Genomic DNA, 24,510 nt, shown 5'->3' with positions numbered 1-24,510 from the left:
CGCCTCGCCGACCACCAAAGGGCCCCGCCGGCAACGGACGGGGCCCTTGGTCTTTCTGGGCTCTCCCTGCGCCGGTCCAAACGCAACGGAGACTTCCCATGGACGACATCGATCACCGCAGCCTCGGCAACCGCCTCGACCTGTTCCACCAGCAGGAGGATGGCCCCGGCATGGTCTTCTGGCATCCGCGCGGATGGGCGCTGTACCGCGTGGTCGAGGACCATGTCCGAAGGCGCATGGCCCGGGCCGGCTACCGCGAGGTGCGGACACCGCAGCTGCTGGCCCGCGGCCTGTGGAACCGCAGCGGCCACTGGCAGAAATTCGGCGCCCAGATGTACGCCGTGGCCGTTGAGGGCCGGATCATGGCGCTGAAGCCGATGAGCTGCCCGGGGCACGTCCAGATCTTCAACAAGCGCGTGCGGTCATACCGCGAGCTGCCGATCCGCTATTTCGAGTTCGGCGCCGTGCACCGCAACGAGCCGTCCGGCGCGCTGCAGGGGCTGATGCGGGCCCGCGGCTTCGTCCAGGACGACGCCCATGTGTTCTGCCTGGAGCAGCAGATCGAGGCCGAGGTGGCGCGGTTCTGCGGCCTGCTGCGCCGGATCTACGCCGATTTCGGCTTCGACGGCTTCGACGTCGCCTTCGCCACACGGCCGGCGCAGCGGGCGGGGTCGGACGAGGTCTGGGACCGGGCCGAGGCGGCGCTGGCGGCCGCGGCGCGGCAGGCCGGGCTCGATTTCGAGACCCTGCCCGGCGAGGGCGCCTTCTATGGCCCGAAGCTGGAGTTCCACCTGCGCGACAGCCGCGGCCGGCGCTGGCAATGCGGCGTCATCCAGCTCGACATGGTGATGCCGGAACGGCTCGGCGCCGCCTATGTCGACGAGCACGGCGCCCACCAGCAGCCGGTGATGCTGCACCACGCGGTGCTGGGCAGCCTGGAGCGCTTCATCGGCGTTCTGCTGGAGCACCATGAGGGCAAGCTGCCGCTGTGGCTGGCGCCGGAACAGGTGGTGGTCGCCTCGCTCGGCGCCGACGACGTCGTCCCGGCCTGCCGGGTGGCCGAGGCGTTCGAGGCGGCGGGGCTGCGCGTCGCCCTCGACGCCCGGCCGGTGCGGCTGTCGCGCAAGATCGTCGACGCCCATGCCGATGGGGTGCCGGTGCTGGCCGCGATCGGCGCGCGCGAGGCGCGGGACGGCACCGTGGCGCTGCGCTTCCGCGACGGCCGCCAGGAGTCCCTGCCGCTGGCCGCCGCGATCGCCCGGCTGGAGGCCGAAGCACAGTCGCCGGCGGAAGCCCCTGCCCTCGCCGCCTGAACTGCGGGGCGCGGCGGATTATGCTTTGCCGCGCCCCGCTTCGGCGTCAGGATTCCGGAACGGTCCAAAGCACCGGAGACGCTCGATGGCCAGCACCTCCCTGGCGGCGCAGGACAGCCGCCTGCACCGTGTTCTGCGCCATCTCGGGCACGAGCTCCGCCACGTGCTGCCGCCGACCCTGTTCTTCCTGGTCGGCTTCAACCTGATCGTGTTCACCCAGAACCTGATGCTGTCCGAATACCTCGCCCGGTCGATCAACTTCCTGGTCGCAACCACGGCGGCGCTGGTGGTCGGCAAGTCGGTTCTGGTCGCCGACAAGATGCCGTTCCTGCGACGCTTCGACAACGCGCCGCTGATCCTGCCGATCCTGTTCAAGACCGTCGTCTACTGGGCGTTCGTGTTCATCGCCCGGCTGATCGAGGCCTTCATCCACCACATCGTCGACAGCGGCCGGATCGGTGGCTTCGGCACGGCCATGGTGGAGCAGTTCTCCTGGCACCGCTTCCTGTTCATCCAGATCTGGATCCTGGTGCTGTTCCTGATCTACACGACCGGCGCCGAGCTGAACGGCCTGTTCGGCGACGGCGAGCTGGCCCGGATCCTGTTCCGGCACCGCTCCTCCGACCTCAAGCAGACGCGGCGGCAGCGCATCCGCGCCCTGGTGCGGCTGAGCCGATTGACCGAGGCACAGCCCACCTCCGCCTTGCGCGATCCCGCCACTCCCGCTCATCGCGAGCTCGTCGGGCTGATCGAGCAGTTGGCGCAGGATGCCGGCAGGCGTCGCGGCAGGGTCCGCGGATAGCGGCGGCCCGCGACCCTTCATCGCGGGCGTGCCGCCATACCGTGCACGCTATCCTGCGGCGCACCCATTCGAAGCGGCACACATGGCACGACGGTTATCCCAGGCCCTGGCCTTCCCGATCACGATCCTCTCGCTCCTGCTCTCGACCGCCCCCGGCCGGGCCGCTGGCGTGGATGTCGAGGCCACGCTGCCGGTCGACGGGGTCTCCCGCAGCTATACCCTGCACCTGCCGCCGGCAGCGGCGGGCGACGCCCCGTTGCCGCTGGTGGTGGTGCTGCATGGCGGCGGCGCCAATGCCGACAGTGCGATCGCCCTGACCGGCTTCAGCGCCGAGGCCGATGCGGAAGGCTTCATCGTCGCCTATCCGAACGGCACCGGCCGCCTCAGGCCGACCGCCGAGACCGCCGGCCAGTTCAGCTGGAACGCCGGCGACTGCTGCGGCGCGGCGATGCGGCAGGATGCCGACGATGTCGGTTTCCTGCGCGCCCTGGTGTCGACGATCGAGCAGGAGCGCGCGGTCGACCGCCACCGCATCTACGCCGCCGGCTTCTCCGCCGGCGGCATGATGGCCTATCGCCTGGCCTGCGACGCCGGCGACATCTTCGCCGGAATCGCCGTGGTCTCCGGCGCCATCCTGGTGCCGTCCTGCACCCCGAGCCGCCCGGTCTCGGTGATCCACATCCACGGCACCGACGACACGGCGGTTCCGTTCGACGGCACCGCGGAGCGCGAGAGCTACGCCCGTGCCAAGTTCCCGCCGGTTCGGGACTCGGTGGCGTTCTGGGCGGCCTTCGACGGCTGCCAAGCGCAGCCGGTGGCGCGGGCGACGGTGCTGGGCATCGAGGCCGAGGACTATCCCGATTGCCGGGCCGGAACCGCGGTGCGGTTCGATGTGGTCGAGGGCGGCATCCATGGCTGGCCGGACGGCGCCCACGGCTTCGCCGCCACGCCGCATATCTGGCGCTTCTTCGCCGACCACCCGCGGCTGTGAAGCGCGACATTCTGCCCGCAAATGACTTAGCGAGGCCGCCGGCATGTGTTTAGAACGAAAAGTGCGAGTGCGCCGGGCCACGCCGCCACCTGAAAGCGTCGTTGCAGGCTGGTACGAGAACGCCAGCCTGCTCGATAGCTACAGCATCGATTTGAATTCATCGAAACAGGACAGCATGCGCATGCTGGCGACCCGGACAGTCGGCGATCCGCCCGCGTGGATCAAGGCGTTGGTCGCGGTGCGCGACGCCATGGTGACGCCCTTTGGCGTCAAAACCTCCGGCGAGGTCCGGGCGTCCAGGGCCGACACCGACCGCGTGGACTTCTTCCCGGTGCAATGGGAAGGCAACGACGAGATTGTGCTGGGTGAGGATGATCGACACCTGGACTTCCGGTTGTCGCTGCTCCGTCGCTATTCTCCAACCGGCACGCAGCTCATCGCGACAACCATCGTGCACTCCCACAATGCCCTCGGCCTCACCTATCTCAACGTGATCAGGCCCTTTCATTACCTCGTGGTCAGGGCCCACCTGGCACAGTTTGCACGAGCACAATGACCCGTCATCCCGTGCGCAGCGCAGCATGCAATGATGCGCTGCAGACACGGGATCTCTCCAGGATCGCGCCGAGATCCCGTGTCTGCGCAGCGGCACTTCGCGCCGCAGCGCGCACGGGATGACGGGTCAATCTTTTCGACCGTTTGTATTACCTTATACCGCTGGCAATCCCAGTTGGCGGCACAGGCCGATAGCGGCCTCTGCTCCGGCCGGCAGAGTCCTGTCCTCCAGCCGCCCCGCGGCGCGGATCGACAGGGCGTTGGTCAGCAGCAGCGCGTCCGTCCGCTGCAGATCCGCGATCGCAAGCGGCCGCTCCACTGCGCCCAGCCGCGCCAACACTTCGGCGCGCATGATCCCCGGCAAGGCTCCCTCTGCCACCGGCGGCGTCACCCAGGCGCCGTCGATCCGGGCGAACAGGTTGGCGATGGTGGTCTCGGCCACCCGGCCCGCGGTGTTCAGCATCACCGCGTCGTCGGCGCCGCGCTCCGCGGCCTCGCGCCGGGCCAGAACGGCGTCGAGATAGTTGAGGGACTTCACCCGGCTGAGCGGCGAGGCCTGGTTGCGGCATGTGCCGCGAGCGACGATCAGCGCCACAGGGCCTTGCGGCGGCAGCCCGGCCGCGCCGGCGATCAGCACGGTCGGAGATGGCGCCACCGGCGGCAGCACGCCGCGAGGCCCGACGCCACGGCTCACGGTCAGACGCAGCACGCCGGCCTCGATCCCTTCGGCCGCGATCACCGCGGCGCAGACCTTGGCCAGGGCGGCATCGTCGAAGCGCGCCGGGATGCCCAGCACGGCGCTGCCTTCGGCCAGCCGGGCCAGATGGCGATCCAGCCAGACCGCGGCACCGTCCCGCACCCGGATGGTCTCGAACAGCCCATCGCCGAGGGTGAAGCCGCGGTCGGCCGGGTCGATCCGCGCCGCCCCAGCCGCCAGCATCTCACCATTCAACCACGGCATCAGCCGGTCCCCGCCAGCGCCTGCAGCAGCGGCCGGACCTTCACCATGGCCTCGTCATACTCGGCGTCCGGATCGGAATCATAGACGATGCCGCCGCCGGCCTGGGCCGCCACCTGCCCCTGTGCCCCGCACAGCGTGCGGATGACGATGCTGGAATCCATCGCCCCATCGAAGCCGAGATGGACGACCGAGCCGCAATAGGCCCCGCGCCGCGCCGGCTCCAGCTCGCGGATGATCTCCATTGCCCGGATCTTCGGCGCGCCGGTGATCGAACCGCCGGGGAAGCAGGCGCGCAGCAGGTCGATCGCGCTGCGGCCCGGCGCCAGCCGCCCCTCCACCACCGACACCAGGTGGTGCACCCGGGGGAAGGTCTCGAGCCCGCACAGCACCGGCACGCGCACGCTGCCGACGGCGCAGACCTTCGACAGATCGTTGCGCAGCAGGTCGACGATCATCAGGTTCTCGGCCCGGTCCTTGGCGCTGGCCTGCAGCTCCGCCGCCAGCGCCGCATCCGTCGCCGGATCGACGCCGCGCGGCCGGGTGCCCTTGATCGGCCGGGTCTCGACCCGGCCGGCCGGGTCGACCGCCAGGAACCGCTCCGGCGAGGCGCTGGCGATCCAGCGCCCCTGCCCCAGGTCGAGGAAGGCGGCGAAGGGCGCCGGCGACAGGGCGCGCAGGCGGCGGTGCAGGGTGAAGGGGTCGAGCCCGTCCGGCAGGTCGGCCAGGAAGCGCTGGGTCAGGTTGGCCTGATAGATGTCGCCGGCCGCGATCCACTCGCGGATCCGCCGCACGCAGTCGCGATAGCCATCCGCCGGCATCTCCGACTGCCAGACGCCGCGGGGCGCGGCATCAGGCGGCGGCAGCGGCGAGGCGCCAGCGATCGCCGCCGTGAGGTCGTCGGCCTGCGCCTGTGCCCAATGACTGCGGGCGACCGGGTTCTCCTCGGGCCAGCCGGTCGACAGCACCCAGGCGCGCCGCTCTACCGCATCGAACACGGCGACGCAGTCATAGAGGCCGAAAGCGATGTCCGGCAGGTCGAGCCCGACCGGCTGCGGCGCCGGCATGCGGTCGGCGAACCGCCCGGCCTCATAGCCGAGGATACCGATCGCGCCGGGTCCCAGCGGCGGCAGTTCCGGATCGGGCTCGACCCGATAGCGGGCCAGCAGCGTGGCAATGGCGCCGAAGGGATCGGCCGGCGTCTCCGCGGCCCCGACCTCGATCCAGCGGAACGGATCGGCCGCGACCAGCGACCAGCGGCCGCGCGTCCCGTCAACCAACGCCGAATCGAGCAGCACCGGCCGGGGCCGATGGCGGATCGCGGCGAAGGCGTCAACCGGGTCGCGCCAGGGGACCGGCCGGCACAGCACGTCCGGCGCCGCGGCGGCGGGCGAAGGGAACGGAGTGGCCAAGCGGTGGTTCACGTAACGATCGGGCTCCGGCGGACAGTACGGCCCGAAGCTAGCACGCGGCGGGTCGGCACACACCGCCGCGCCTTCGGGAGAGACTCATGGAACTGGTTTCCCGCGTGGCCTTCTTTCTCGTCAGCGTCATCCTCATGCTTCTGGCGGCCGGGCTGATGGCATATGCGATCTATTCGGTGGTGATGACCTTCCAAACGCCGCATGCCGCAACCGACACGGCGATGCTGGACGTGATCGGCTATCTGATCATCGCCACCGCCGTGTTCGACGTCGCCAAGTACCTGCTGGAGGAAGAGGTCGCCCGCGGCCAGGAGCGGCGCCGCACCTCCGAGGTCCGCAAGAGCCTGACCAAGTTCATCTCGACCATGATCATCGCCGTCTTCCTCGAAGCCCTGGTGGTGATCTTCAAGGTGGCCCGCGACGACGTGAACCTGCTGCTGTACCCGACCGCGCTGATCGTGGCCGGGACCGGCATGATGCTGGGCCTCGGCCTGTTCCAGCGGCTCAGCGCCTCGGTCGAGCGCGACATTGAGCGGGGCACGGTCGACGACACCGATGACGAGGAGGGCGAGGCGCCGCGCGTCCGGCGGCGCAGGCCGTCGAAGCCCTCCCCATCCTGAAGCTCCCGGCCAATGGCGCTAGGCACTCTGCCTGGTCGGGGCGGCAAGTCCGAGAAACACGAGAATGGCACGATTCAGCCGGACGATATCCTCATCGTCGAGGCGGCCGATCTGCGACCCTAGCCTGTCTCGCCGCACGATGGCGATCTTGTCGACCATCAGCCTGCACGGCGAGCGCAACCCGTTGCGCTCGCTCGGCTCGACCAGCGGGCGGAACAGGGGCGCCTCCGCCGGGTTCGTGGTGAAGCTGCAGATGGTGATTGAATCCGTCGCGTCGAAGCGATTGTCCTGGATGACCACAACCGGGCGCGGCTTGCCCATGTAGCCGCCCCCGCCGGCGGCGGTCCAGATTTCGCCACGCTTCATTCAGGAGGCCAGTCCGCGATCGCGTCGACGAAATCCTGATCCTCGTGAGCCGCGGGGCTGCGAGCGACGACAAGCGACTGTCTGTGCGCCTCCGCCGCGAATTCGGGTGATCGGACATCCGGCACCCAGATCTGGATCGGACGCAATCCCTGGCGGCGCAGCCGCTCCCGATGCGCCTTGACCTTGTCGCGCGACGACAGCGGACGGGAACGGGTCGGCATGTTCGGCTCCCCGATAAAGTTACATGTAACCTATCAGAAGCCTGCACCCCATCCAAGGCGGTACCGCGCCGTGGCCAACAGCCTCAGATCCCAGAGCCGGCCATGGTGTCCGGCCCCGACCGGGCGCTGCCGTCCGGGCGCAGCCGCAGCAGCCATTCGCGGCCGACCTTGACCATCGGCTTGCCGTCATATTCGACGATGTCGGCGGTGGCGTAGGTCTCGCTCCAGCGCTCCGGCAGGAAGCTGCCGGTGCCGACCACGTCGATCGGCGCCTTGGCCAGCGCCATCACCCGGCATTTGGCCGGGCTGAAGCCGCTCGACGCGACAATCTTCACCTTGCCGAAGCCGGCCTCGTCCAGCTTGTCGCGCAGATGGTGAATCGCAGCCGCCGAAACGCCGGTGCCGATCAGGTGGCGCAACTCCTCCTCGCTGCGATAGCCGCGCACCGCCTCGGGCACGTGGCGCTCCAGCACCGCATAGGATTCGCCGGGCCCCAGCCCCTCCATGTAGCGGCCGCCGCCGGTGTCGATGCGGACCGACAGCCGGCCGGCCGCCGCCATCTCCGGGAAGCGGCGGCAGACTTCCAGCGCGTCGGTGACCTCGCGGGCGAAGTAGTCGACCAGGACGGTCAGCGCCTCGTCCGGGTACACCTCGTGGAACATCTCCGCGGCCCGGACGGTCGACCCGGCATAGCCGATCAAAGCGTGCGGCATGGTGCCGAGCCCATCGGTCTGGCCGAAGAAATGCGCCGTGGCGTCGGTGGCGTTGCCGATGAAGCCCTTGGCGTCATGCTTGCGCCGGGCCCGGGCCGAGCCGACGCTGGCGGCATAGGCCATCGACTCCGCCATCTCCGTGCCGGCGCAGTGCCGCGCATCCATCGCCAGGAAGGCGGCGCGGGACAGCTCGGCGCACATGGTGTAGGCGTTGTAGGCGGCGACGCAGGCCGGACCCAGCTTCTGCAGCAGCACCGTCTCGCAATCGACCAGGTGCCGCAGCGGACCGGTGATGTAGAGCAGCGGCTCGCCCGACCCGACCCATTTGCCCTCGGCGTAGCGCAGCTCGATCTCGACCGCGAAACCGCGCTCCTTGGCCACCTGCTGCAGCCATTCGATCGCCAGCCGCGGTGCGGCCACCACCGGCCGGCGCATGAACACGGCATAGGTGACGCGGGTGTCGCCGAAGCGCTCCACGATCCCCTTGGTCCGCAGGAAGTACTTGTCGGTCCAGCGCGACAGCTCGTCGACCGAAGGGGTCATGGACGCCGTTCCCTGCTATTCCGCAGCCGCGGCCCGGCGGGCCGCGTCGTGGGCGCTGCGCTCCTGCTTCAACTTCTCGGCGATCAGGAACGCAAGCTCGAGTGACTGGCTGGCGTTCAGCCGCGGGTCGACCGCGGTCTGGTAGCGCAGCGACAGCGCCTCGTCGGTGATCGCCTGGGCGCCGCCGGTGCATTCGGTGACATCCTCGCCGGTCATCTCGAAATGCACGCCGCCGGGATGGGTGCCCTCGGCCCGGTGCACGTCGAAGAAGTCGCGCACCTCGGACAGGATCCGGTCGAACGGCCGGGTCTTGTAGCCGGAGGGCGAGGAGATGGTGTTGCCGTGCATCGGGTCGCAGCACCAGACCACGGCGCGACCCTCGTCGCGCACCCGGCGCAGCAGCGGCGGCAGCTTGTCGACGACCTTGTCGGCGCCCATGCGCACGATCAGCGTCAGCCGCCCGGCCTCGTTGTCCGGGTTCAGCACGTCGATCAGGCGGATCAGGTCGTCGGGATCCAGCGACGGGCCGCATTTCAGGCCCACCGGGTTCTTCACTCCGCGCAGGAACTCGACATGCGCGCCGTCGGCCTGGCGGGTGCGGTCGCCGATCCACAGCAGATGGGCCGAGACATCGTACCAGTCGCCCGTGGTGCTGTCGATCCGGGTCAGCGCCTGCTCATAGGGCAGCAGCAGCGCCTCGTGGCTGGTGTAGAAATCGGTCTCGCGGATCGCCGGCGTGGTCTCGGCGGTGACGCCGCAGGCGGCCATGAACTCCAGCGCCTCGTCGATCCGGCTGGCGAAGGCCTCGTAGCGCTCGCCCTGCGGCGACCGGGTGACGAAGCCCAGGTTCCACTGGTGCACCTTGTGCAGGTCGGCATAGCCGCCCTGGGCGAAGGCGCGCAGCAGGTTCAGCGTGGCGGCCGACTGGTTGAAGGCCTGCACCATGCGCGCCGGGTCGGGGATGCGCGAGGCCTCGTCGAACTCGACGCCGTTGACGATGTCGCCGCGATAGGAGGGCAGCGAGACGCCGTCGATCGTCTCCATGTCGGCGGAGCGCGGCTTGGCGAACTGCCCGGCCATGCGGCCGACCTTGACCACCGGCAGGCCGCCGCCGAAGGTCAGGATCACCGCCATCTGCAGCAGCACGCGGAAGGTGTCGCGGATCTTGTCGGGATGGAACTCGGCGAAGCTTTCGGCGCAGTCGCCGCCCTGCAACAGGAACGCCCTGCCCGAAGCCACACGGCCGAGCGCCGCCTTCAGCGAGCGCGCCTCGCCGGCGAAGACCAGCGGCGGATACTTCGACAGGGTCTTCTCCGCCGCCGCCACCTTGGCCGCGTCGGGATATTGCGGCATCTGCCGCACCGGCATCGCGCGCCAGGAGTCAGGGGTCCACCGTTCCGCCATCACACACTCCGCACCTTGCGCCCCTGCCCGCACACTCCCCATGGCGGCCAGGACCGGATGTGAGGCTATACGCCTGCCCATCCGGCATTTCCAGCGTCGCAGCGCAGCTCCCTTATGACAAGAACCGCGTGCAGCCGGCCCGCTACGCCGGCTTGTCCGCGGCCAGCAGCAGGAACGGAGGCCGGCGCCGTTGCAGCGCCAACTCCGGCCGGGCCTGCAGCGCCGCCGGATCGGCCTCCGGCTCCTCCAGCCGCACCAGGGTCAGCCCGGCATCGACCAGGCCGTTCACATAGCCGGCAACCGTGCGATGGTATTTGACCACCCCGTCGACGAACCAGCGCGTGTCGCGCCGCCCCTCCTCGCCGTAGCGATCGACCGGCCAATGCAGCTCGGCGCCAGCGGCATCGCGATGCCATTCATAGACACCCATCGCGGTGCACATCGGATGCTCGACCGAGAAGACGAAGCGGCCGTGGGGCGCCAGGGCAGCGGCGATCGTCCGGACCGCCGCCCGATAATCGGCGACGTAGTGCAGGGCCAGCGACGAGACGGCCAGGTCGAACGCCCCCTGCTCCACCGCCAGCGTCTCGATTGCCGCCTGTTCGTAACGGATCGCGGGATCCGAGGTCCGCCGCCGGGCCTCAGCCAGCATCTTCTCCGAGACATCGATCGCCAGCACCGAAGCAGCGCCCCGCTCCCGGGCGGCGCGGGCGAAGTCGCCGAAGCCGCAGCCGAGATCGAGGATGCGCAGCCCCGCGAGCGAGGCCGGCAGCAGCCGCGCCAGCGCCGGCTGCTCCAGCACGGCGTTCAGCCCGCTCTCGGCGTCGCGCAGCGCGGCATAGCCGGCGAAGAACACCGGGTCGTCATAGATGTTCTGCGGCCTGTCCGGCTCAGCCGTCATTGCGCCAACCCCGGGCTGGCCGGGCGCTCGACCTTGCTGCGCATGGTCACGAACTCCTCCGCCGCGGTCGGGTGGATGCCGATGGTGGCGTCGAACTGTGCCTTGGTGGCGCCGCAGGTCAGGGCGATGCCCAGGCCCTGGACGATCTCCGGCGCGTCCGGCCCGACCATGTGGCAGCCCAGCACCCGGTCGGTCACCGGGTCGACCACCAGCTTCATCAGCGTCCGCTCCTCGCGGCCCGACAGGGTGTGGCGCATCGGCCGGAACACGGCGCGATAGACATCGACCTCGCCATGGCGCTGCCGCGCCGCCGCCTCGGTCAGCCCGACCGTGCCGATCGGCGGGTTGGAGAACACCGCGGTCGGCACGTTCTCGTAGGACGGCACCCGCGGCCGGCCGCCGAACAGCGTGTCGGCCAGGGCATGGCCCTCGGCGATCGCCACCGGCGTCAGGTTCAGCCGGTCGGTGACGTCACCCAGCGCGTAGATGCTCGGCACGCTGGTCCGGTAGTGCTCGTCGACGGTGATGGCGCCGTCGGTATCGACCGCGACCCCGACCGCCTCCAGCCCCAGCCCCGCCGAGTTCGGCTTGCGGCCGGTGGCGTACATCACCCCGTCGGCGGCGATCACCTCGTCGTTGCTCAGCGTCACCGCCAGGGCATCTCCGATCTTGGCGATGCCCTCGACATTGCAGCCGAGGCGCAGATTGATCCCGGCCTTGCCCATCTCGGTGGCGAGGTGGACGCGCAGGTCGTCGTCGAAGCCGCGCAGCACCATGTCGCCGCGATGCACCAGCGTCACCTCGGCGCCGAGGCCGTGGAAGATGCTGGCGAACTCCACGGCGATGTAGCCGCCGCCGACGATCACCACGCGCTGTGGCATCCGCTCCAGATGGAACGCCTCGTTCGAGGTGAAGGCGTGCTCGCGGACGCCCGGCTTGTCCGGCAGCACCGGCCAGCCGCCGGTCGCCACCAGGATGCGGTCGGCGGTCACCCGCCTGCCGCCGACATCGATCGTGTGCGCGTCGACCAGCACCGCGCGGGCGTCGAACATGGTGGCGCCGGCATTGGTCAGCAGGGTGCGGTAGATGCCGTTCAGCCGGCCGATCTCGGCATCCTTGCGGGCGATCAGCGTGGCCCAGTCATGGGTCGCGGACGAGACGGTCCAGCCGAAGCCGGCGGCATCCTCGAAATCGGCGGAGAAATGCGCCGCCATGGCCAGCAGCTTCTTCGGCACGCAGCCGACATTGACGCAGGTGCCGCCCCAGTAGCGCTCCTCGGCGATGCCGACGCGGGCGCCATGCTGCGCCGCGATGCGGGCCGAGCGCACGCCGCCCGAGCCGCCGCCGATGACGAAATAGTCGAAATCCATGCTGGTCATGGCGAGTCCCGAGGGTTGCGGAGCGGTCCAGGCAGCGCCGAGCGCGCGCCAACGGCATTTGCACATGATCGGGCGCCGGCGCAAGATCCCCGCCGCAATGACCCGACGCCATGCCGACCGCCCTTCGCCGCCGCATCCACGATGTTCTTGACCCGAACGGCCGCAGCCGCGCCGCCCGGACGATCCGGGTCATCCAGATCCTCCTGGTGATCGCCGGCCTCGTTCTCGCCGCCCTCAGCACGGAGCCGACAGTGCCGGTGGAGGCCGACATGCTGCGCCTGCCCTTCGCGGCGCTGGTGGTCGTCTTCGCGGCCGAATACGGGCTGAGGCTGTGGACCGCGGTCGAGGCGCCGGGGCATGCCGCACGATCCGACCGGGCGGTGCGCTGGCGCTGGGCGGTCTCGCCGACCGGGCTGATCGACGCCGCGTGCCTGCTGCCGATCATCCCGATCCTGCTGCAGCCGGACCCGGCGACGATGCTGCAGACGGCAGCCGGCGGCATCGAGATGATCTGGGTCCTGAAGCTGGTCCGCTACGTCCCCGGCGCGACTGCGCTCGGCCGCGTGCTGCGCAACGAACGGCACACGCTGGGCGGCGTGCTGCTGATGTTCATCGCCGCGGTCGTGATCGCGGCGACGCTGGCGCATCTGGCCGAAGGGGCGGCGCAGCCGGAGCGGTTCGGCAGCATTCCGCGAGCGCTGTGGTGGGCGGTGACCACCATGACCACCACCGGCTACGGCGACGCCGTGCCGGTCACCCCTCTCGGCCGCATGCTCGGCTCGGCAGTGATGGTCTCCGGCATCATGGTGCTGGCGCTGCTGGCCGGCATCCTGGCCACCGGCTTCGCCGATGAGATCCGGCGCCGCGACTTCGTGCGGATCTGGTCGCTGGTGGCCCAGGTGCCGTTCCTGCGCTCGGCCGGGGCCGCCGTGATCGGTGAGATCGCGCGGGCGCTGCGGCAGAAGGAGGTGCCGGCAGGCGGCACGATCATCCGCCGCGGCGAAGTCGGCGACTGCATGTATTTCATCGTCCGCGGCGAGGTCGAGGTGCGGCTGCCCGAGCCGGTGACGCTGGCGGAAGGCAGCTTCTTCGGTGAGGTGGCGCTGCTGCAGGACGGCCGGCGCACTGCCACGGTGGTGGCGCGAACCGCCTGCTCGCTGCTGGTGCTGGACGTCGCCGATTTCCGCTATCTCGCCGGCCAGCGGCCAGATCTGGCGGAGGCGATCACCGAAGAGGGCCGGCGGCGCGGCGCCCGGACCGCCCATTGATTCAGGCGGCCGGCTTGGCCAGACGGAACAGCAGCTTGTGCTCCGCCCCGTAGGTCACGGCGTCGATCAGCTTCGGATAGTAGCGCCGGTCCTTGCCGGCCGGCACGAAGCCGTCATAGCCGAACTTCTTGACCGAGACCGCGAAGCCGGCGGCGGTGAAGGCCTCGGCATAGTCGTCGGGCGACCGGTCCTGGACCGGCGCGTTGGTCGTCCCGCCGATCAGGCTGCGCCAGTGCGGCCACAGCGGGCTGTCGGTGTGGCAGCCGGTCACCGCGTAATAGACGCCGCCGGGGCGCAGCGCCTGGACCATCTGCGCCGCATGGCCGGCGATGTCCGGCAGCAGGTAGATCACCTCGTAGCTGAAGGCGATGTCGAAGCGGCCGACCCAGGGCGAGAGGTCGGTCACGACGCGATGCTCGACCGGAAGGTCGCCCTTGGCGGCTTCCGCCGCGGCGATCGAGTCGGCGGCGATGTCGACGCCGAGCGCCCATCGGAACGGGCGCCGCGCGTGCAGCAGTTGCAGGAAGCCGCCACGGTTGCAGCCGAAATCGAGCACGTCGCGCCCGGCCAGATCCGTCTCCGGCACCAGGCCGATGAAGTGCTCCCAATAGGGCCGGTGGCCGTCCGCCATGGCGACCTCGCGCGCAGGGTCGGCGTGCCAGGTGCCGTAGCTCGCCCGGGTGCTCATATGGACTCTCCTGGTCTCGATATGTGCGGACCATAGCCGAGGCGGATGGCCTTGTCCGCCTCGGTCCGGAGCTCTCAGGGCATGGGCCGCAGCGAGGTCGTCGTGCCGTCCGCCTGGCCGATGATCGCCTGCTCGGCGCCGCCGAGGAACAGACCGGTCTCGACCACCCCGGCGATCGACCTGACCGCCCGCTGCAGCCCATCCGGGTCGCGGATCGGGGCGAAGCCGCCGCAATCCAGCACCAGGTTGCCGCCATCGGTGCGGACCGCGGCGCCGTCGCGTTGCCGCAGCACCGGGGCGCCGCCGAGGGCCGTTAGGCGCCGGGCCGTCGCCTCCCAGCCGAAGGCCGTGACCTCGACCGGCAGCGGCGCCTTCTCGCCGAGCACCTCGACGATCTTCGAAGCGTCGACCACGGCGACGAAGCGGGAAGAGGCCTCGGCCACGATCTTCTCGCGCAGCAGCGCCCCGCCCAGCCCCTTGATCAGGCGCAGCGTGCCGCGCTCGACCTCGTCGGCCCCGTCGATGCACAGGTCGAGCGCCTCGGTTGCGGCGAAGTCGGTCAGCGGGATGCCGAGCGCGCGCGCCCGCTCGGCCGTCTGCTCCGAGGTCGGGATGCCGGTGACGCGCAGCCCCTCCTCCCGGATGCGGCGGCCCAGCGCCTCCAGCACCCAGCGGACGGTCGAGCCGGTGCCGAGGCCGAGCCGCATGCCGTCCTCGACCAGCGCCGCCGCGGCCTCGCCGGCCGCGCGCTTGCCCTGCTCCTGCGGCGACAGCGTCTCGGTCACCGGTTCAGCCCGCCCATGCACAGGTATTTGACCTCGAGATAGTCCTCGATGCCGTAGTGCGAGCCTTCGCGGCCGAGGCCGCTTTCCTTGACCCCGCCGAACGGCGCGACGGCGGTCGAGATCAGCCCCTCATTGATGCCGACGATGCCGTATTCCAGCGCCTCGCCGACCCGCCAGATCCGGCCGATGTCGCGGCTGTAGAAATAGGAGGCCAGGCCGAATTCGGTGTCGTTGGCCATCCGGATCGCCTCCTCCTCGGTCTTGAAGCGGAACAGCGGCGCCAGCGGGCCGAAGGTCTCCTCCTTCGCCACCTTCATCTCCGGAGTCACATCGGTCAGGATCGTCGGCTCGAAGAAGGTGCCGCCCAGCGCATGGCGCTTGCCGCCCAGGGCGACATGCGCACCCTTCTCCACGGCATCGGCGATGTGCTCCTCGACCTTCTCGACCGCCTTCATGTTGATCAGCGGCCCCTGCTGGGCACCGTCGGTCATGCCATCGGCGACCTTCAGCTTGCCGACCGCCTCGGCCAGCTTGGCGGCGAAGGCATCGTAGACCCCGTCCTGCACCAGCAGGCGGTTGGCGCAGACGCAGGTCTGGCCGGTGTTGCGGTACTTCGAGGCGATCGCCCCCTGCACCGCGGCGTCGAGATCGGCATCGTCGAAGACGATGAAGGGCGCATTGCCGCCCAGCTCCATCGACACCTTCTTCACCGTCGAGGCCGATTGCTGGATCAGCAGCTTGCCGATCTCGGTCGACCCGGTGAAGGTCACCTTGCGCACGATCGGGCTCGACGTCATCTCGCCGCCGATCTCGCCGGCGCTGCCGGTGATGACCGAGAACACCCCGGCCGGGATGCCCGCACGCTCCGCCAGCTCGGCCAGCGCCAGGGCCGAATAGGGCGTCTCGCTGGCCGGCTTGACCACCATGGTGCAGCCGGCGGCCAGCGCCGCGCCGGCCTTGCGGGTGATCATCGCCGCCGGGAAGTTCCAGGGGGTGATCGCGGCGCAGACGCCGATCGGCTGCTTGATCACGACGATGCGGCGGTCGCCGGCCGGCGCCGGGATGGTGTCGCCATAGATCCGCTTGCCCTCCTCGGCGAACCATTCGACGAAGCTGGCGGCATAGGCGATCTCGCCGCGGCTCTCGGCCAGCGGCTTGCCCTGCTCCGCCGTCATCAGCTTCGCCAGGTCCTCCTGATTCGCCAGCATCAGCTCGAACCAGCGCCGCAGGATCGTGAACCGCTCCTGCGCCGTCTTGGCGCGCCAGGCCGGCCAGGCCTTGTCGGCGGCGGCGATGGCGCGGCGGGTCTCGGCGGTGCCGGCGCGCGGCACGCTGCCCAGCCTGGCGCCGCCGGCCGGGTTGGTGACGTCGATCACCCGCCCGTCATCGGCGTCCGCCCAGCGCCCGTCGATGTAGCATTGCTGGCGGAAAAGCTTCGAGTCGGTGAGCTGCATCGGTTCGGTCTCCCTCTTCTCGGCGCATCCGGCCGCCTGAATCTCGGAAGGAGGTTGTAGCGCGGCCGGCGAAGGGCTGCCAGGGCACGGGATATTCTGCTATGCGCCAGGCGCGGGGCTTCCCGCTTCGCTGCAAGGTCCGAAACCGGAACATCCTCTGGATATGTCGGACGTTCAAGATGTTAGCAGCCGCTTCGCTTCCCTGCCCTTAAATAGTCTTACCAATCAATTGAACCGTTCGACTTTCCAGCATCGTGTTCACGGCGGGACGAATAGGCCCGCGAAGCGACCCATGCACTTTGCAAAACCCCAATAATTTTTTTACGTCCGCCTGCAATACATAAACTTGGACCGCTTTTGTATTGAAGTTCGAAAGCGGGCAGGAATCGGGCGAAAGCGTGTCATTTTTGCTTGGCGGGAATATTTCAGAATGTTACTAGACATCCTTGCCGGTGAGGGGGCGGTGACTGGGGTCACCGAACGAGCCGGACGGAAAGGCGCTGCATCCGTTTGGAGCGCCAAGGGAGCGAGTGCAGTCCGATTGACACAGCGCAGGGGGGACGGGCCAGTGATGACCCGCGACAATGACTATGACTTCAGACTCAGAACTCAACGTCGGGCCAAGCGCCCACTCAGTACCCTCACTGCAAGTCTGTTGACGCTGGTCTGCAGCGTCGCCCTCTTCAGCGAAACCGCACACGCCGCATCGCGCACCACGCGCGAATTGAATGCCGCGGCTGCCGCAGCCGCCGGCCAGGCCAGTGAGCGGGTCGAAGGCGCAGTCCGCAGCGCCGTGGCCACCGGCCAGACGGCGACGGACCGGGCGGCCAGCCCGGCACCGGCCACCGAGCGGAAGACGGCCGCAGCACCGGCCCCCCGGGTTCGCCCTCAGGCTCCTGCCGCGGCCGATGCGGCGATCCCGCGCACCCAGCTGACGGCCCGCAACGTCACCGAGCAGCGGCAGATCCAGCGCGTCGCTGCGCTGAAGACCCAGGGTCGCCGCTGGTCCTGCGTTCCCTTCGCCCGCGAGCTGACCGGGTTCGAGATCTCCGGCGACGCGTGGCGCTGGTGGGACGCCGCCGCCGGTCGCTACAATCGCGGCCGCATGCCGGTCGCCGGCTCCGTCATCGTGCTGAAGCGCACCGGCTCGATGCGCCGCGGCCATGTTGCGGTGGTCCGCCGGGTGGTCAGCTCCCGCGAGATCATCGTCGACCAGGCCAACTGGGCACCGCGCGGCCGGGTGAACGAGCCGGCCCGGGTGATCGACGTCTCGGCCAAGAACGACTGGAGCCAGACCCGCTTCTGGCATCAGCCGACCGGGCAGATGGGGACCTCGGTCTACCCGACCTACGGCTTCATCTACGCGCCGAACACCCAGGTCGCCGAACGCGCCGACTGACCGACCGCCTCCTGCTCCCGGTTCCAGCAAGGCCCGCCGCAATTGCCGGCGGGCCTTCGTCTTTTACGGGCCGGCAAGCAGAAGTGGCGTCCTTTCACAAGCACGTCTGCAGTTTTTCATCGAACTACTCAAACAGACCAAAATTATTAATTTCTCTCCACAATACTTTAATCTCGGGCAGAGCCAGCGCTGACGAATAGACGGCGCATCAGAAATCCATACCAAACCGTAAATACCGAAACCTCGGGCGAGCCATTATTTCTGATGGCGTCACATCCCCGACCGCCATCGGCCGGGCCGAGATCAAGCGTCCCATCGAGCAGCAATGACATCGTGAGCACAGAAGCGGTCCGATCCATTGCCGAGGCCCCGGCCGCGCTGGGGACGCACCATCCCGACCCGGCGCCGGCCGGAGCGCTGCTGCCGGTCGCCCGTGATATCCATCCGCTCTGGGTCGCCGCGTTCCTCGGCGCCGGCTTCGTGGCCTGGACCCTGCTGCCGGCCTGGCTGGACGGCAACCTTCATCCCGACACGCTCGAAGGACTCTATTGGGGCCAGCACTGGCTCTGGGGCTATCACAAGCACCCGCCGCTGGCCGCCTGGTCCGCCGAGCTCGTCCATGCCGTGTTCGGCAGCGCCGACTGGGCCTATTACGCGCTGAGCCAGGCCTTCATCGCCGCCGCCTTCGCCGGCATCTGGCTGCTGACGCGCGACGTCGCCGGGCGCCGGGCCGCGTTGGTCGCGGTCGTCCTGCTGGCTCTGACGCACTACACCACCTACGCCGCGCCGCGCTTCAACCCGAACACCGTGCAGTTCGCCTTCTGGGCCTGGACGATGGCGCTGTTCTGGCGCGCCGTCACCCGCGACCGTGCGGCCTGGTGGGTGCTGACCGGGCTCGCCGCCGGGCTGGGCCTGCTGGCGAAGTATTCCATCGGCGTGCTGCTGGCCACGCTGCTGGCCTATCTGCTGCTGTCGCCCGCCGGCCGGCGACACCTCGCCCGGCCCGGCCCCTATCTCGCAGTGGCGGCCTGCCTGCTGGTGGTCGCACCGCATCTGCTGTGGCTGGCGCAGAACGATTTCACCACGCTGAGCTATCTGGCCGAGCGCAGCGACGACACCCTGACCGGCCCGGCAGGCCATCTGATCGGCCCCCTCACCTTCCTCGGCGACCAGGCCTTCGCCGTCGTGCCGATGCTGCTGGCGGCGGCGATCGGGCTCAGCCCGCTGGGGCGGGAGCGAGTCGCGTCCCTCCTCCAGCTCGCCCACCGACGGCTGGGCTCTCCGGCCGGGGTCTATCTCGCCTTCGTCTACCTGGTCCCGATCGCCGTCCTCGCCCTCGCCTCGGCCGCCACCGGCATCCGCATCCGGACGATGTGGGGCATGAGCTTCGTGCTGGCGGCGCCGCCGCTCCTGGCCCTGCTCCTGCCCGCCCTCGGCCTCGCGGCGTCGCGCTTCCGCACCGCCGCCCTGGCCCTGGCACCGGCCTTCGCGATCGGCTTCGTGGTGCTGATGCTGGTCAAGCCCGGCCTGACCGGCAGGCCGAACATCATGAATCTCGACGGCCCGGCCCTGTCCGCGGCGGCCGAGGCGCTGTGGCGGCAGAGCCAGCCCGGCGCGCCGGAGACCGTGATCGGCACCATCCCGGAGGCCGGGACGGTCTCCCTGTACGGCGCCGCCTGGCCACAGGTCTTCGAGGATGCGGATCCAACGCTGTCGCCCTGGGTCGACCAGGACCGCCTGCTGCGCAGCGGCGCCGTCTACGCCTCCCGGCGCGTCCCCGTGCCGGGCCGCCCGATCGCCGGCCTCTGCCCCCGGGACGTCACCGCCTACGCCTGGCCGGCGCGGACGGCGCTAGGCACGCCGCTCGAGAGCCGCACCGTCTGGCTCGCCGTGCTTCCCGGCCGGACCATCCCGGCCGTCACCTGCCCCGGCTCATGAGGCCATGATGAACCACACCCTCCGCACCATCCCGCGCCGCCTGTCGATCGTCGTGCCGCTGTACAACGAGGCGGAGTCGGTGGCGGCGCTGCACCGGCAGCTCGAGGCCCTGGCCTTCCGGCTCGACGAAGCCCACGGCCTGACGGTCGAGGTGATCTATGTCGACGACGGCAGCGGGGACGGCAGCGCCGGGGTCATCGCCGCCCTGCCGGACGGCTGGGCGCGGGTCGAGCTGATCCGCCTCAGCCGCAACTTCGGCAAGGAGGCGGCGCTGACCGCCGGCCTCGACGCCGCGATGGGCGACGCGGTGGTGTTCATGGATTCGGACGGCCAACACCCGCCGGAGCTGATCGACACCTTCGTGCGCCACTGGCTGGTCGACGGCGACGACATCGTCTATGCCGTCCGCCGCCGGCGTGAGGCCGGGCCGGTCTACCGCCTGCTGGTCAAATCCTTCTACGGGCTGATGAATTCCGGCAACGCCTTTCGCATCGCGCCGGATGCGGCGGATTTCCGCCTCATATCGGCCAGGGCGGCCGAGGCGCTGCGCGGCCTGCGCGAGCGCGGCCGGTTCTTCAAGGGCCTGTCGGTCTGGGTCGGCTACCAGCAGCGCCGGATCGACTACCAGCCGGCGGAGCGGATCGGCGGCACCACGAAATGGTCGTTCTGGAAGCTGCTGCTGCTGTCGCTCAACGGCGTCACCTCGTTCAGCCGCATGCCGCTCAGGATCTCGACGCTGCTCGGCTTCGCCATGGCCCTGACCGCCTTCGCCTACGGGCTGTGGATCACCATCGTCTGCCTGGCCGAAGGCGTGGCCCTGCCCGGCGTGCCCGGGGTGATCGCCATCCTGGTGCTGATTGGCGGGGTGCTGCTGATCAATCTCGGCATCCTCGGCGAATATCTCGGCCAGATCCTCGACGAGGTGAAGGACCGCCCCCTCTATGTCGTCGCCGAGCATAGGCGGCGCGACCGTGTGGAAGAGTTGAGCCATGTCCTCGAGACGTATCACGCTGGTCGCCGATGATTACGGCCTCGCCCCCGGCGTGTCGCTGGCGATCCGCCAGCTGCTGGCCGAGGGCCGCCTGTCCGGCACCAGCTGCCTGACCGTCGGAAGTTTCTGGGCCGAAGCGGCCGGCCTGCTGCGCAGTCTGCCCGCCGCCGCCGGGCCAGCCGAAATCGGCCTGCATCTCTGTCTCACCGGGCCCTTTGCGCCGCTGTCGCCGCAGCTGCGCGAAGGGGCCGGCTGGAACCGGTTCCCAAGCCTCGCCGCCCTGGTCCGGCTGAGCCTCGCCCGGCGATTGCCGACGGGCGCCCTGTCGGCCGAGATCGAGGCGCAGCACGCCGCGTTCGTCGATGCCTTCGGCCGGGCGCCGGACTTCATCGACGGACACCAGCATATCCATCTACTGCCCGGCATCGCCGAGACCCTGGCTCTGACCCTGCGCTCGGCCGGGCTGCGCCCGCGCTGGATCCGGCGCTGCGGCGACCGCCCACGGCGGATCATCCGCCGTCCCTTCGCCGTGAAATCGCTCGCCCTGCAGGCCCTCAGCCTGCGGTCCGACGCCGTGCTCGACCAGGCGGCCGCGCGCCGGAACGACAGCTTCTGCGGGGTTTACGACTTCATCGACCGCGGCTACGGCGTGCTGTTCGAGCGCTGGCTCGAGACCGCGCCGGACCGGACGGTGATCATGTGCCATCCCGGCCTGGTCGACACCCGGCTCGCCGCCCTCGACCCGGTCACCGGGATGCGCGCGGTGGAATATCGCTACTTCGCCGGGTCGGATTTCCCGGCCGCGCTGCGGCGGCATGGCGCGACGCTGGCGCCCTTCGGCGCGCCGGCGCCAGCCAATCATCCGATTCCGGCCATGAAGGCTCCCATTCGCCGCGGAATCGGCTAGACTCGCCGATCTGGTTCCGCAGATCCGCGAATGGTCATGCCCTCCTTCGACATCGTCTCCAAGACCGACCTGACCGAAGTCGACAACGCCGTCGCCGGCGTCACCCGCGAGGTGGCGCAGCGCTTCGACTTCAAGGGGTCGAAGTGCACGATCGAGCGCAGCGACGAGACGCTGACGATCATGGCCGACGACGACCTGAAGCTGAAGCAGATGCACGAGCTGCTGCGCGTCTATTTCACCCGGCGCAAGCTCGATGCCGGCGCGCTCGACTTCAAGACGGTGGAGAAGGCCTCGGGCAACATGGTGCGCCAGGAGGTGGTGGTGAAGCAGGGCATCGACCGCGACCTGGCCCGGACCATCATCAAGGCGATCAAGGACAGCAAGCAGAAAGTCCAGGCCGCGATCCAGGGCGACGAGCTGCGCGTCACCGGCAAGAAGATCGACGACCTGCAGGCCACCATCGCCGTGGTCCGTGGTCTGAAGATCGAGCAGCCGCTGCAGTATCTGAACTTCCGCGACTGATACCGGGGCGGGCACAGATGTCCGGTTGAGGTTGAACAACAGCGGGTGGACGAAATTCAAAACCGAGGGTTCTATTTTTAACTGTCATGCCTGGACTTGACCCACGGCTGGCCAGTCAAGCTTTTCAGGTTGCAGATCTAGACGCTGAACTGAACTCTTATTGTCATTGCCGGGCTTGACCCGGCAATCCAGGGGCCATCGAGAACTGCTCTGGCTGCCCCTGGATCCTCGGATCAAGCCCGAGGATGACAATAAAAAGTGAACTCCACTCCTTTCAACACCCCGAAACCTCGACCGGCAGCCCTGGGCGCTGGCGCCGATCCGCGAGACCGGCGCCCGCCCAGTCACAGCACGAAATCGGCCGCGGTGAGCGTGGCGCTTCCCTGCACCAGGATGGCGAAGTCGGCGACCTTGTCGCCATTCGTGTCCGCCTGCACCAGCAGGTCGTCGCCGGCGATCTCGAAGCGCACCTCCGACCCCGATCCGGTGAAGACACCCTCGCCGATGAAGTGGAAGGCGCTGTTCCCGTTGCCGGCATTGCCGTCGGCATCGATCTGGCTGAGGTCGATCTTGTCGTTCTCCAGGCTGTTGAAGTCCTGGATCGTGTCGCGGCCTGCCACGGCAACGGTGCTATCGCCGACCGCCCGATAGGTGAACAGGTCCCCGCCGGCCCCGCCGTTCAGAACGTCAGCCCCGCCGGCCCCGGTCAGCCGGTCGTTGCTGTCTTCGCCGGACAGCATGTTGGCCCCGTTATTGCCGGTCAGGGTGTCGCCGCGGGCGGAGCCGACAAGGTTCTCGACATTGGTCAGCACATCGCCCTGGGCATCGCCGAACCGGGCCGTGCCGGCGCCGAGATCGACCATGACGCCCAGGCTGGAATGGGTGTAGCCGACCGTGTCGACGCCGGTGCCGCCGTCGAGACGGTCGGCGCCGAGGCCACCGTCGAGGACGTCGTTCCCGGCATCGCCCCACAGGCCGTTGGCGCCGCCGTCGCCGGTCAGGACGTCGTCATGGGTGCTGCCGACCACGCTCTCGATGCCGGAGAGCGTGTCGCCGGCCGCCGAGCCGCCGGCGCCGGTGCCGGACAGCAGATTGACCTGCACCCCCACCGTGCTGTCGGCATACTGGGCCGTATCGATCCCGGCGCCGCCGACGAGCTGATCCGCCCCGGTGCGCCCGGTCAGGTAATCGTTCCCGGCACCGCCGTCGAAGCGATCGTTCCCGCTGCTTCCGACCAGGGTGTCGGCGAAGGCGCTGCCCGAGACCGAATTAACATTGGTGAAGGTATCGCCGGTCGCATCGCCGCCTACGGCCGCGCTGCTGGTGAGGCTGACGCTGACGCCCACCGCGTTCTCGGCATAGGACACGGTCGCCAGATGGGCACCATCGAAATGATCGGCCCCGGCGCCGCCGATCAGCACGGCCGTCGCGGTCGTCCCGATCAGCGTATCGGCGCCGCCCTGGCCTCTGAGGACGTCGTTCCCGGTGCCGCTGACCAGGGTGTCGCCACCGTCCCCGCCGAACAGTTGGTCGTCGCCGGCGCCGCCTTCGAGTCGGTTGTTGCCGCCGCTTCCCATCAGCTGGTCATTGCCGCTGCCGCCGATCGCATTCTCGACGCTGATGTAGGTGTCGCCGAGCGCCGCGCCGCCGGTGCCCTGGCTAAGCCCGAGATCGACCTGGATGGCGGCGGTGAGATCCCCATAATCGACCGTGTCGTTGCCGTCGCCGCCGTCAATGGTGTCGCCGCCGCCGGAGCCGCTCAGCCGGTCGTCCCCGGCCATTCCCTGCAGGTGGTTGGCGATGCCGGCGCCGGTTGCCCCGGTCAGCCCGATGACGTCGTTGAAGTTGCTGCCGATGGCGTTCTCGACCGAGGAGACCTGGATCGTATTGAAACTTCCGAATTGGGCGCCCGCGATCCGGTTCACGAAGCTGACCGTATCGTCGCCGGCGCCCCCGAACAGGTAGCTGACGAACGCCGGCGCGTCATCGAGCCGGAACAGGTCGTCGCCGGCGCCGCCATCCATGACGTAGACAGCGGCCTGGACCGCAATCACGTCGTCGCCGCCATTGCCGTAGATATAGGTGGTCCCACCCTGGTCGATCAAAATCTCGTGATAGCCGGGATACGAACCTGACGCGCCCGGATAGTGGATAAAATCGCTCCCCTCCGTACCACCGTAACTCGGCATAATATCCTCCCTAAATTAATATAAATGATAAACATCCTAGCACGTCAAATGTCTACATCAAGGCTCAATACCATGAATATCGCCCCATCTTCTTGTTCGAATATTTCACCACTGGTGGAAGCATCCGGTCTTGTGAATCGATCGGCTCTCCGCAAAACACCGGCGAGGCCGTGCGCCCC

General features: G+C 69.3%; 23 protein-coding genes. 11 read left to right on the top strand and 12 right to left on the bottom strand.

From position 1 onward, the window contains the following. Positions 1 to 98: 98 nt before the first annotated feature. The 4 genes from thrS (at position 99) to AB4Z01_RS06320 (ending at position 3,662) form a co-directional block, all read left to right on the top strand. Positions 99 to 1,313: a threonine--tRNA ligase gene (thrS, locus tag AB4Z01_RS06335; protein WP_441691736.1), complete on the top strand. Its 1,215-nt coding sequence runs from the start codon at positions 99 to 101 to the stop codon at positions 1,311 to 1,313. 85 nt (positions 1,314 to 1,398) lie between these two features. Then, a complete protein-coding gene (locus tag AB4Z01_RS06330; RefSeq protein ID WP_441691733.1) occupies positions 1,399 to 2,115 on the top strand; it encodes a hypothetical protein in 717 nt (238 codons plus the stop codon). An 82-nt stretch (positions 2,116 to 2,197) separates the two neighbouring features. After that, positions 2,198 to 3,106, top strand: coding sequence for an extracellular catalytic domain type 1 short-chain-length polyhydroxyalkanoate depolymerase (locus AB4Z01_RS06325; RefSeq protein ID WP_441691731.1), 909 nt, complete (start codon positions 2,198 to 2,200; stop codon positions 3,104 to 3,106). Between the two features lie 67 nt (positions 3,107 to 3,173). Next, complete coding sequence (locus tag AB4Z01_RS06320; RefSeq protein ID WP_441691729.1) at positions 3,174 to 3,662, top strand: DUF2867 domain-containing protein; 489 nt, start codon at positions 3,174 to 3,176, stop codon at positions 3,660 to 3,662. Between the two features lie 153 nt (positions 3,663 to 3,815). Here the strand turns inward: AB4Z01_RS06320 and AB4Z01_RS06315 are convergent, their stop codons facing one another. Both AB4Z01_RS06315 and pabB read right to left on the bottom strand, forming a co-directional pair. Next, positions 3,816 to 4,622 carry an aminotransferase class IV gene (locus AB4Z01_RS06315; protein ID WP_441691726.1) on the bottom strand — a complete coding sequence of 269 codons (807 nt, stop codon included), beginning with the start codon at positions 4,620 to 4,622 and terminating at the stop codon, positions 3,816 to 3,818. Further along, positions 4,622 to 6,043, bottom strand: a complete 1,422-nt coding sequence (gene pabB, locus AB4Z01_RS06310; RefSeq protein ID WP_441691724.1) for an aminodeoxychorismate synthase component I — start codon at positions 6,041 to 6,043, stop codon at positions 4,622 to 4,624. The genes AB4Z01_RS06315 and pabB overlap by 1 nt, the downstream gene beginning before the upstream one ends. An 86-nt stretch (positions 6,044 to 6,129) precedes the next feature. Between pabB and AB4Z01_RS06305 the strand changes: the two genes are divergently transcribed. Further along, complete coding sequence (locus tag AB4Z01_RS06305; protein ID WP_441691721.1) at positions 6,130 to 6,663, top strand: hypothetical protein; 534 nt, start codon at positions 6,130 to 6,132, stop codon at positions 6,661 to 6,663. Between the two features lie 18 nt (positions 6,664 to 6,681). Here AB4Z01_RS06305 and AB4Z01_RS06300 read toward each other — a convergent pair whose 3' ends face one another. The 6 genes from AB4Z01_RS06300 to gor all read right to left on the bottom strand — a co-directional run bounded on the left by AB4Z01_RS06300 (position 6,682) and on the right by gor (position 12,190). Then, positions 6,682 to 7,029: a type II toxin-antitoxin system PemK/MazF family toxin gene (locus AB4Z01_RS06300; protein WP_441691719.1), complete on the bottom strand. Its 348-nt coding sequence runs from the start codon at positions 7,027 to 7,029 to the stop codon at positions 6,682 to 6,684. Further along, entirely contained in the window at positions 7,026 to 7,250 is a 225-nt protein-coding gene (locus AB4Z01_RS06295) for an antitoxin MazE family protein (protein WP_441691716.1), read from the bottom strand. The genes AB4Z01_RS06300 and AB4Z01_RS06295 overlap by 4 nt, the downstream gene beginning before the upstream one ends. Before the next feature lie 83 nt (positions 7,251 to 7,333). Next, the gene (locus AB4Z01_RS06290; RefSeq protein ID WP_441691714.1) at positions 7,334 to 8,506 is read right to left on the bottom strand and encodes a nicotinate phosphoribosyltransferase; all 1,173 of its coding nucleotides are present in this window, start codon (positions 8,504 to 8,506) and stop codon (positions 7,334 to 7,336) included. 15 nt (positions 8,507 to 8,521) lie between these two features. Next, entirely contained in the window at positions 8,522 to 9,910 is a 1,389-nt protein-coding gene (locus AB4Z01_RS06285; RefSeq protein ID WP_441691712.1) for a class II 3-deoxy-7-phosphoheptulonate synthase, read from the bottom strand. Positions 9,911 to 10,052: 142 nt separating this feature from the next. After that, positions 10,053 to 10,811, bottom strand: coding sequence for a class I SAM-dependent methyltransferase (locus AB4Z01_RS06280; protein ID WP_441691709.1), 759 nt, complete (start codon positions 10,809 to 10,811; stop codon positions 10,053 to 10,055). Then, the gene (gene gor / locus AB4Z01_RS06275) at positions 10,808 to 12,190 is read right to left on the bottom strand and encodes a glutathione-disulfide reductase (protein WP_441691707.1); all 1,383 of its coding nucleotides are present in this window, start codon (positions 12,188 to 12,190) and stop codon (positions 10,808 to 10,810) included. The genes AB4Z01_RS06280 and gor overlap by 4 nt, the downstream gene beginning before the upstream one ends. A 110-nt stretch (positions 12,191 to 12,300) precedes the next feature. Here gor and AB4Z01_RS06270 point away from each other — a divergent pair, with 110 nt between their 5' ends. Continuing rightward, positions 12,301 to 13,458, top strand: coding sequence for a cyclic nucleotide-gated ion channel (locus AB4Z01_RS06270; RefSeq protein WP_441691704.1), 1,158 nt, complete (start codon positions 12,301 to 12,303; stop codon positions 13,456 to 13,458). Between the two features lies 1 nt (position 13,459). On the opposite strand, the gene AB4Z01_RS06265 is transcribed toward AB4Z01_RS06270, so the two are convergent. The 3 genes from AB4Z01_RS06265 to gabD all read right to left on the bottom strand — a co-directional run bounded on the left by AB4Z01_RS06265 (position 13,460) and on the right by gabD (position 16,385). Next, positions 13,460 to 14,146, bottom strand: a complete 687-nt coding sequence (locus AB4Z01_RS06265) for a class I SAM-dependent methyltransferase (protein WP_441691701.1) — start codon at positions 14,144 to 14,146, stop codon at positions 13,460 to 13,462. Positions 14,147 to 14,220: 74 nt separating this feature from the next. After that, positions 14,221 to 14,931 (bottom strand): ribose-5-phosphate isomerase RpiA, encoded by a 711-nt coding sequence (rpiA, locus tag AB4Z01_RS06260; protein WP_441691699.1) that lies wholly within the window; start codon positions 14,929 to 14,931, stop codon positions 14,221 to 14,223. Next, complete coding sequence (gabD, locus tag AB4Z01_RS06255) at positions 14,928 to 16,385, bottom strand: NADP-dependent succinate-semialdehyde dehydrogenase (protein ID WP_441691697.1); 1,458 nt, start codon at positions 16,383 to 16,385, stop codon at positions 14,928 to 14,930. Before gabD ends, rpiA begins: the two co-directional genes overlap by 4 nt. A 655-nt stretch (positions 16,386 to 17,040) precedes the next feature. Here gabD and AB4Z01_RS06250 point away from each other — a divergent pair. The 5 genes from AB4Z01_RS06250 to AB4Z01_RS06230 all read left to right on the top strand — a co-directional run bounded on the left by AB4Z01_RS06250 (position 17,041) and on the right by AB4Z01_RS06230 (position 22,142). After that, positions 17,041 to 17,784: a CHAP domain-containing protein gene (locus tag AB4Z01_RS06250; protein ID WP_441691695.1), complete on the top strand. Its 744-nt coding sequence runs from the start codon at positions 17,041 to 17,043 to the stop codon at positions 17,782 to 17,784. A gap of 333 nt (positions 17,785 to 18,117) precedes the next feature. Then, positions 18,118 to 19,722: a glycosyltransferase family 39 protein gene (locus AB4Z01_RS06245; RefSeq protein ID WP_441691692.1), complete on the top strand. Its 1,605-nt coding sequence runs from the start codon at positions 18,118 to 18,120 to the stop codon at positions 19,720 to 19,722. A 7-nt stretch (positions 19,723 to 19,729) separates the two neighbouring features. Then, positions 19,730 to 20,746, top strand: a complete 1,017-nt coding sequence (locus AB4Z01_RS06240; protein WP_441691689.1) for a glycosyltransferase family 2 protein — start codon at positions 19,730 to 19,732, stop codon at positions 20,744 to 20,746. Further along, positions 20,712 to 21,620: a ChbG/HpnK family deacetylase gene (locus AB4Z01_RS06235; protein WP_441691688.1), complete on the top strand. Its 909-nt coding sequence runs from the start codon at positions 20,712 to 20,714 to the stop codon at positions 21,618 to 21,620. The genes AB4Z01_RS06240 and AB4Z01_RS06235 overlap by 35 nt, the downstream gene beginning before the upstream one ends. Before the next feature lie 36 nt (positions 21,621 to 21,656). Beyond that, on the top strand, positions 21,657 to 22,142 hold the full coding sequence (locus AB4Z01_RS06230; RefSeq protein ID WP_441691783.1) for a YajQ family cyclic di-GMP-binding protein: 486 nt from the start codon (positions 21,657 to 21,659) through the stop codon (positions 22,140 to 22,142). Between the two features lie 344 nt (positions 22,143 to 22,486). On the opposite strand, the gene AB4Z01_RS06225 is transcribed toward AB4Z01_RS06230, so the two are convergent. Continuing rightward, positions 22,487 to 24,331, bottom strand: a complete 1,845-nt coding sequence (locus AB4Z01_RS06225) for a calcium-binding protein (protein ID WP_441691685.1) — start codon at positions 24,329 to 24,331, stop codon at positions 22,487 to 22,489. Positions 24,332 to 24,510: the final 179 nt, after the last annotated feature.

It is taken from the genome of Inquilinus sp. YAF38, assembly GCF_052113205.1.
Taxonomy (GTDB): Bacteria; Pseudomonadota; Alphaproteobacteria; order DSM-16000; family Inquilinaceae; genus Inquilinus.
This window is presented reverse-complemented; position numbering and strand designations above follow the sequence as displayed.

What these genes read in the sequence shown, in the direction of transcription:
- thrS (WP_441691736.1), top strand. Translation starts at nt 99, where the DNA reads ATGGACGACATCGATCACCGCAGCCTCGGCAACCGCCTCGACCTGTTC.
- AB4Z01_RS06330 (WP_441691733.1), top strand. Translation starts at nt 1,399, where the DNA reads ATGGCCAGCACCTCCCTGGCGGCGCAGGACAGCCGCCTGCACCGTGTT.
- AB4Z01_RS06325 (WP_441691731.1), top strand. Translation starts at nt 2,198, where the DNA reads ATGGCACGACGGTTATCCCAGGCCCTGGCCTTCCCGATCACGATCCTC.
- AB4Z01_RS06315 (WP_441691726.1), bottom strand. Translation starts at nt 4,622, where the DNA reads ATGCCGTGGTTGAATGGTGAGATGCTGGCGGCTGGGGCGGCGCGGATC.
- AB4Z01_RS06305 (WP_441691721.1), top strand. Translation starts at nt 6,130, where the DNA reads ATGGAACTGGTTTCCCGCGTGGCCTTCTTTCTCGTCAGCGTCATCCTC.
- AB4Z01_RS06300 (WP_441691719.1), bottom strand. Translation starts at nt 7,029, where the DNA reads ATGAAGCGTGGCGAAATCTGGACCGCCGCCGGCGGGGGCGGCTACATG.
- AB4Z01_RS06295 (WP_441691716.1), bottom strand. Translation starts at nt 7,250, where the DNA reads ATGCCGACCCGTTCCCGTCCGCTGTCGTCGCGCGACAAGGTCAAGGCG.
- AB4Z01_RS06290 (WP_441691714.1), bottom strand. Translation starts at nt 8,506, where the DNA reads ATGACCCCTTCGGTCGACGAGCTGTCGCGCTGGACCGACAAGTACTTC.
- AB4Z01_RS06285 (WP_441691712.1), bottom strand. Translation starts at nt 9,910, where the DNA reads ATGGCGGAACGGTGGACCCCTGACTCCTGGCGCGCGATGCCGGTGCGG.
- AB4Z01_RS06280 (WP_441691709.1), bottom strand. Translation starts at nt 10,811, where the DNA reads ATGACGGCTGAGCCGGACAGGCCGCAGAACATCTATGACGACCCGGTG.
- gor (WP_441691707.1), bottom strand. Translation starts at nt 12,190, where the DNA reads ATGACCAGCATGGATTTCGACTATTTCGTCATCGGCGGCGGCTCGGGC.
- AB4Z01_RS06270 (WP_441691704.1), top strand. Translation starts at nt 12,301, where the DNA reads ATGCCGACCGCCCTTCGCCGCCGCATCCACGATGTTCTTGACCCGAAC.
- AB4Z01_RS06265 (WP_441691701.1), bottom strand. Translation starts at nt 14,146, where the DNA reads ATGAGCACCCGGGCGAGCTACGGCACCTGGCACGCCGACCCTGCGCGC.
- gabD (WP_441691697.1), bottom strand. Translation starts at nt 16,385, where the DNA reads ATGCAGCTCACCGACTCGAAGCTTTTCCGCCAGCAATGCTACATCGAC.
- AB4Z01_RS06240 (WP_441691689.1), top strand. Translation starts at nt 19,730, where the DNA reads ATGAACCACACCCTCCGCACCATCCCGCGCCGCCTGTCGATCGTCGTG.
- AB4Z01_RS06235 (WP_441691688.1), top strand. Translation starts at nt 20,712, where the DNA reads ATGTCCTCGAGACGTATCACGCTGGTCGCCGATGATTACGGCCTCGCC.
- AB4Z01_RS06230 (WP_441691783.1), top strand. Translation starts at nt 21,657, where the DNA reads ATGCCCTCCTTCGACATCGTCTCCAAGACCGACCTGACCGAAGTCGAC.
- AB4Z01_RS06225 (WP_441691685.1), bottom strand. Translation starts at nt 24,331, where the DNA reads ATGCCGAGTTACGGTGGTACGGAGGGGAGCGATTTTATCCACTATCCG.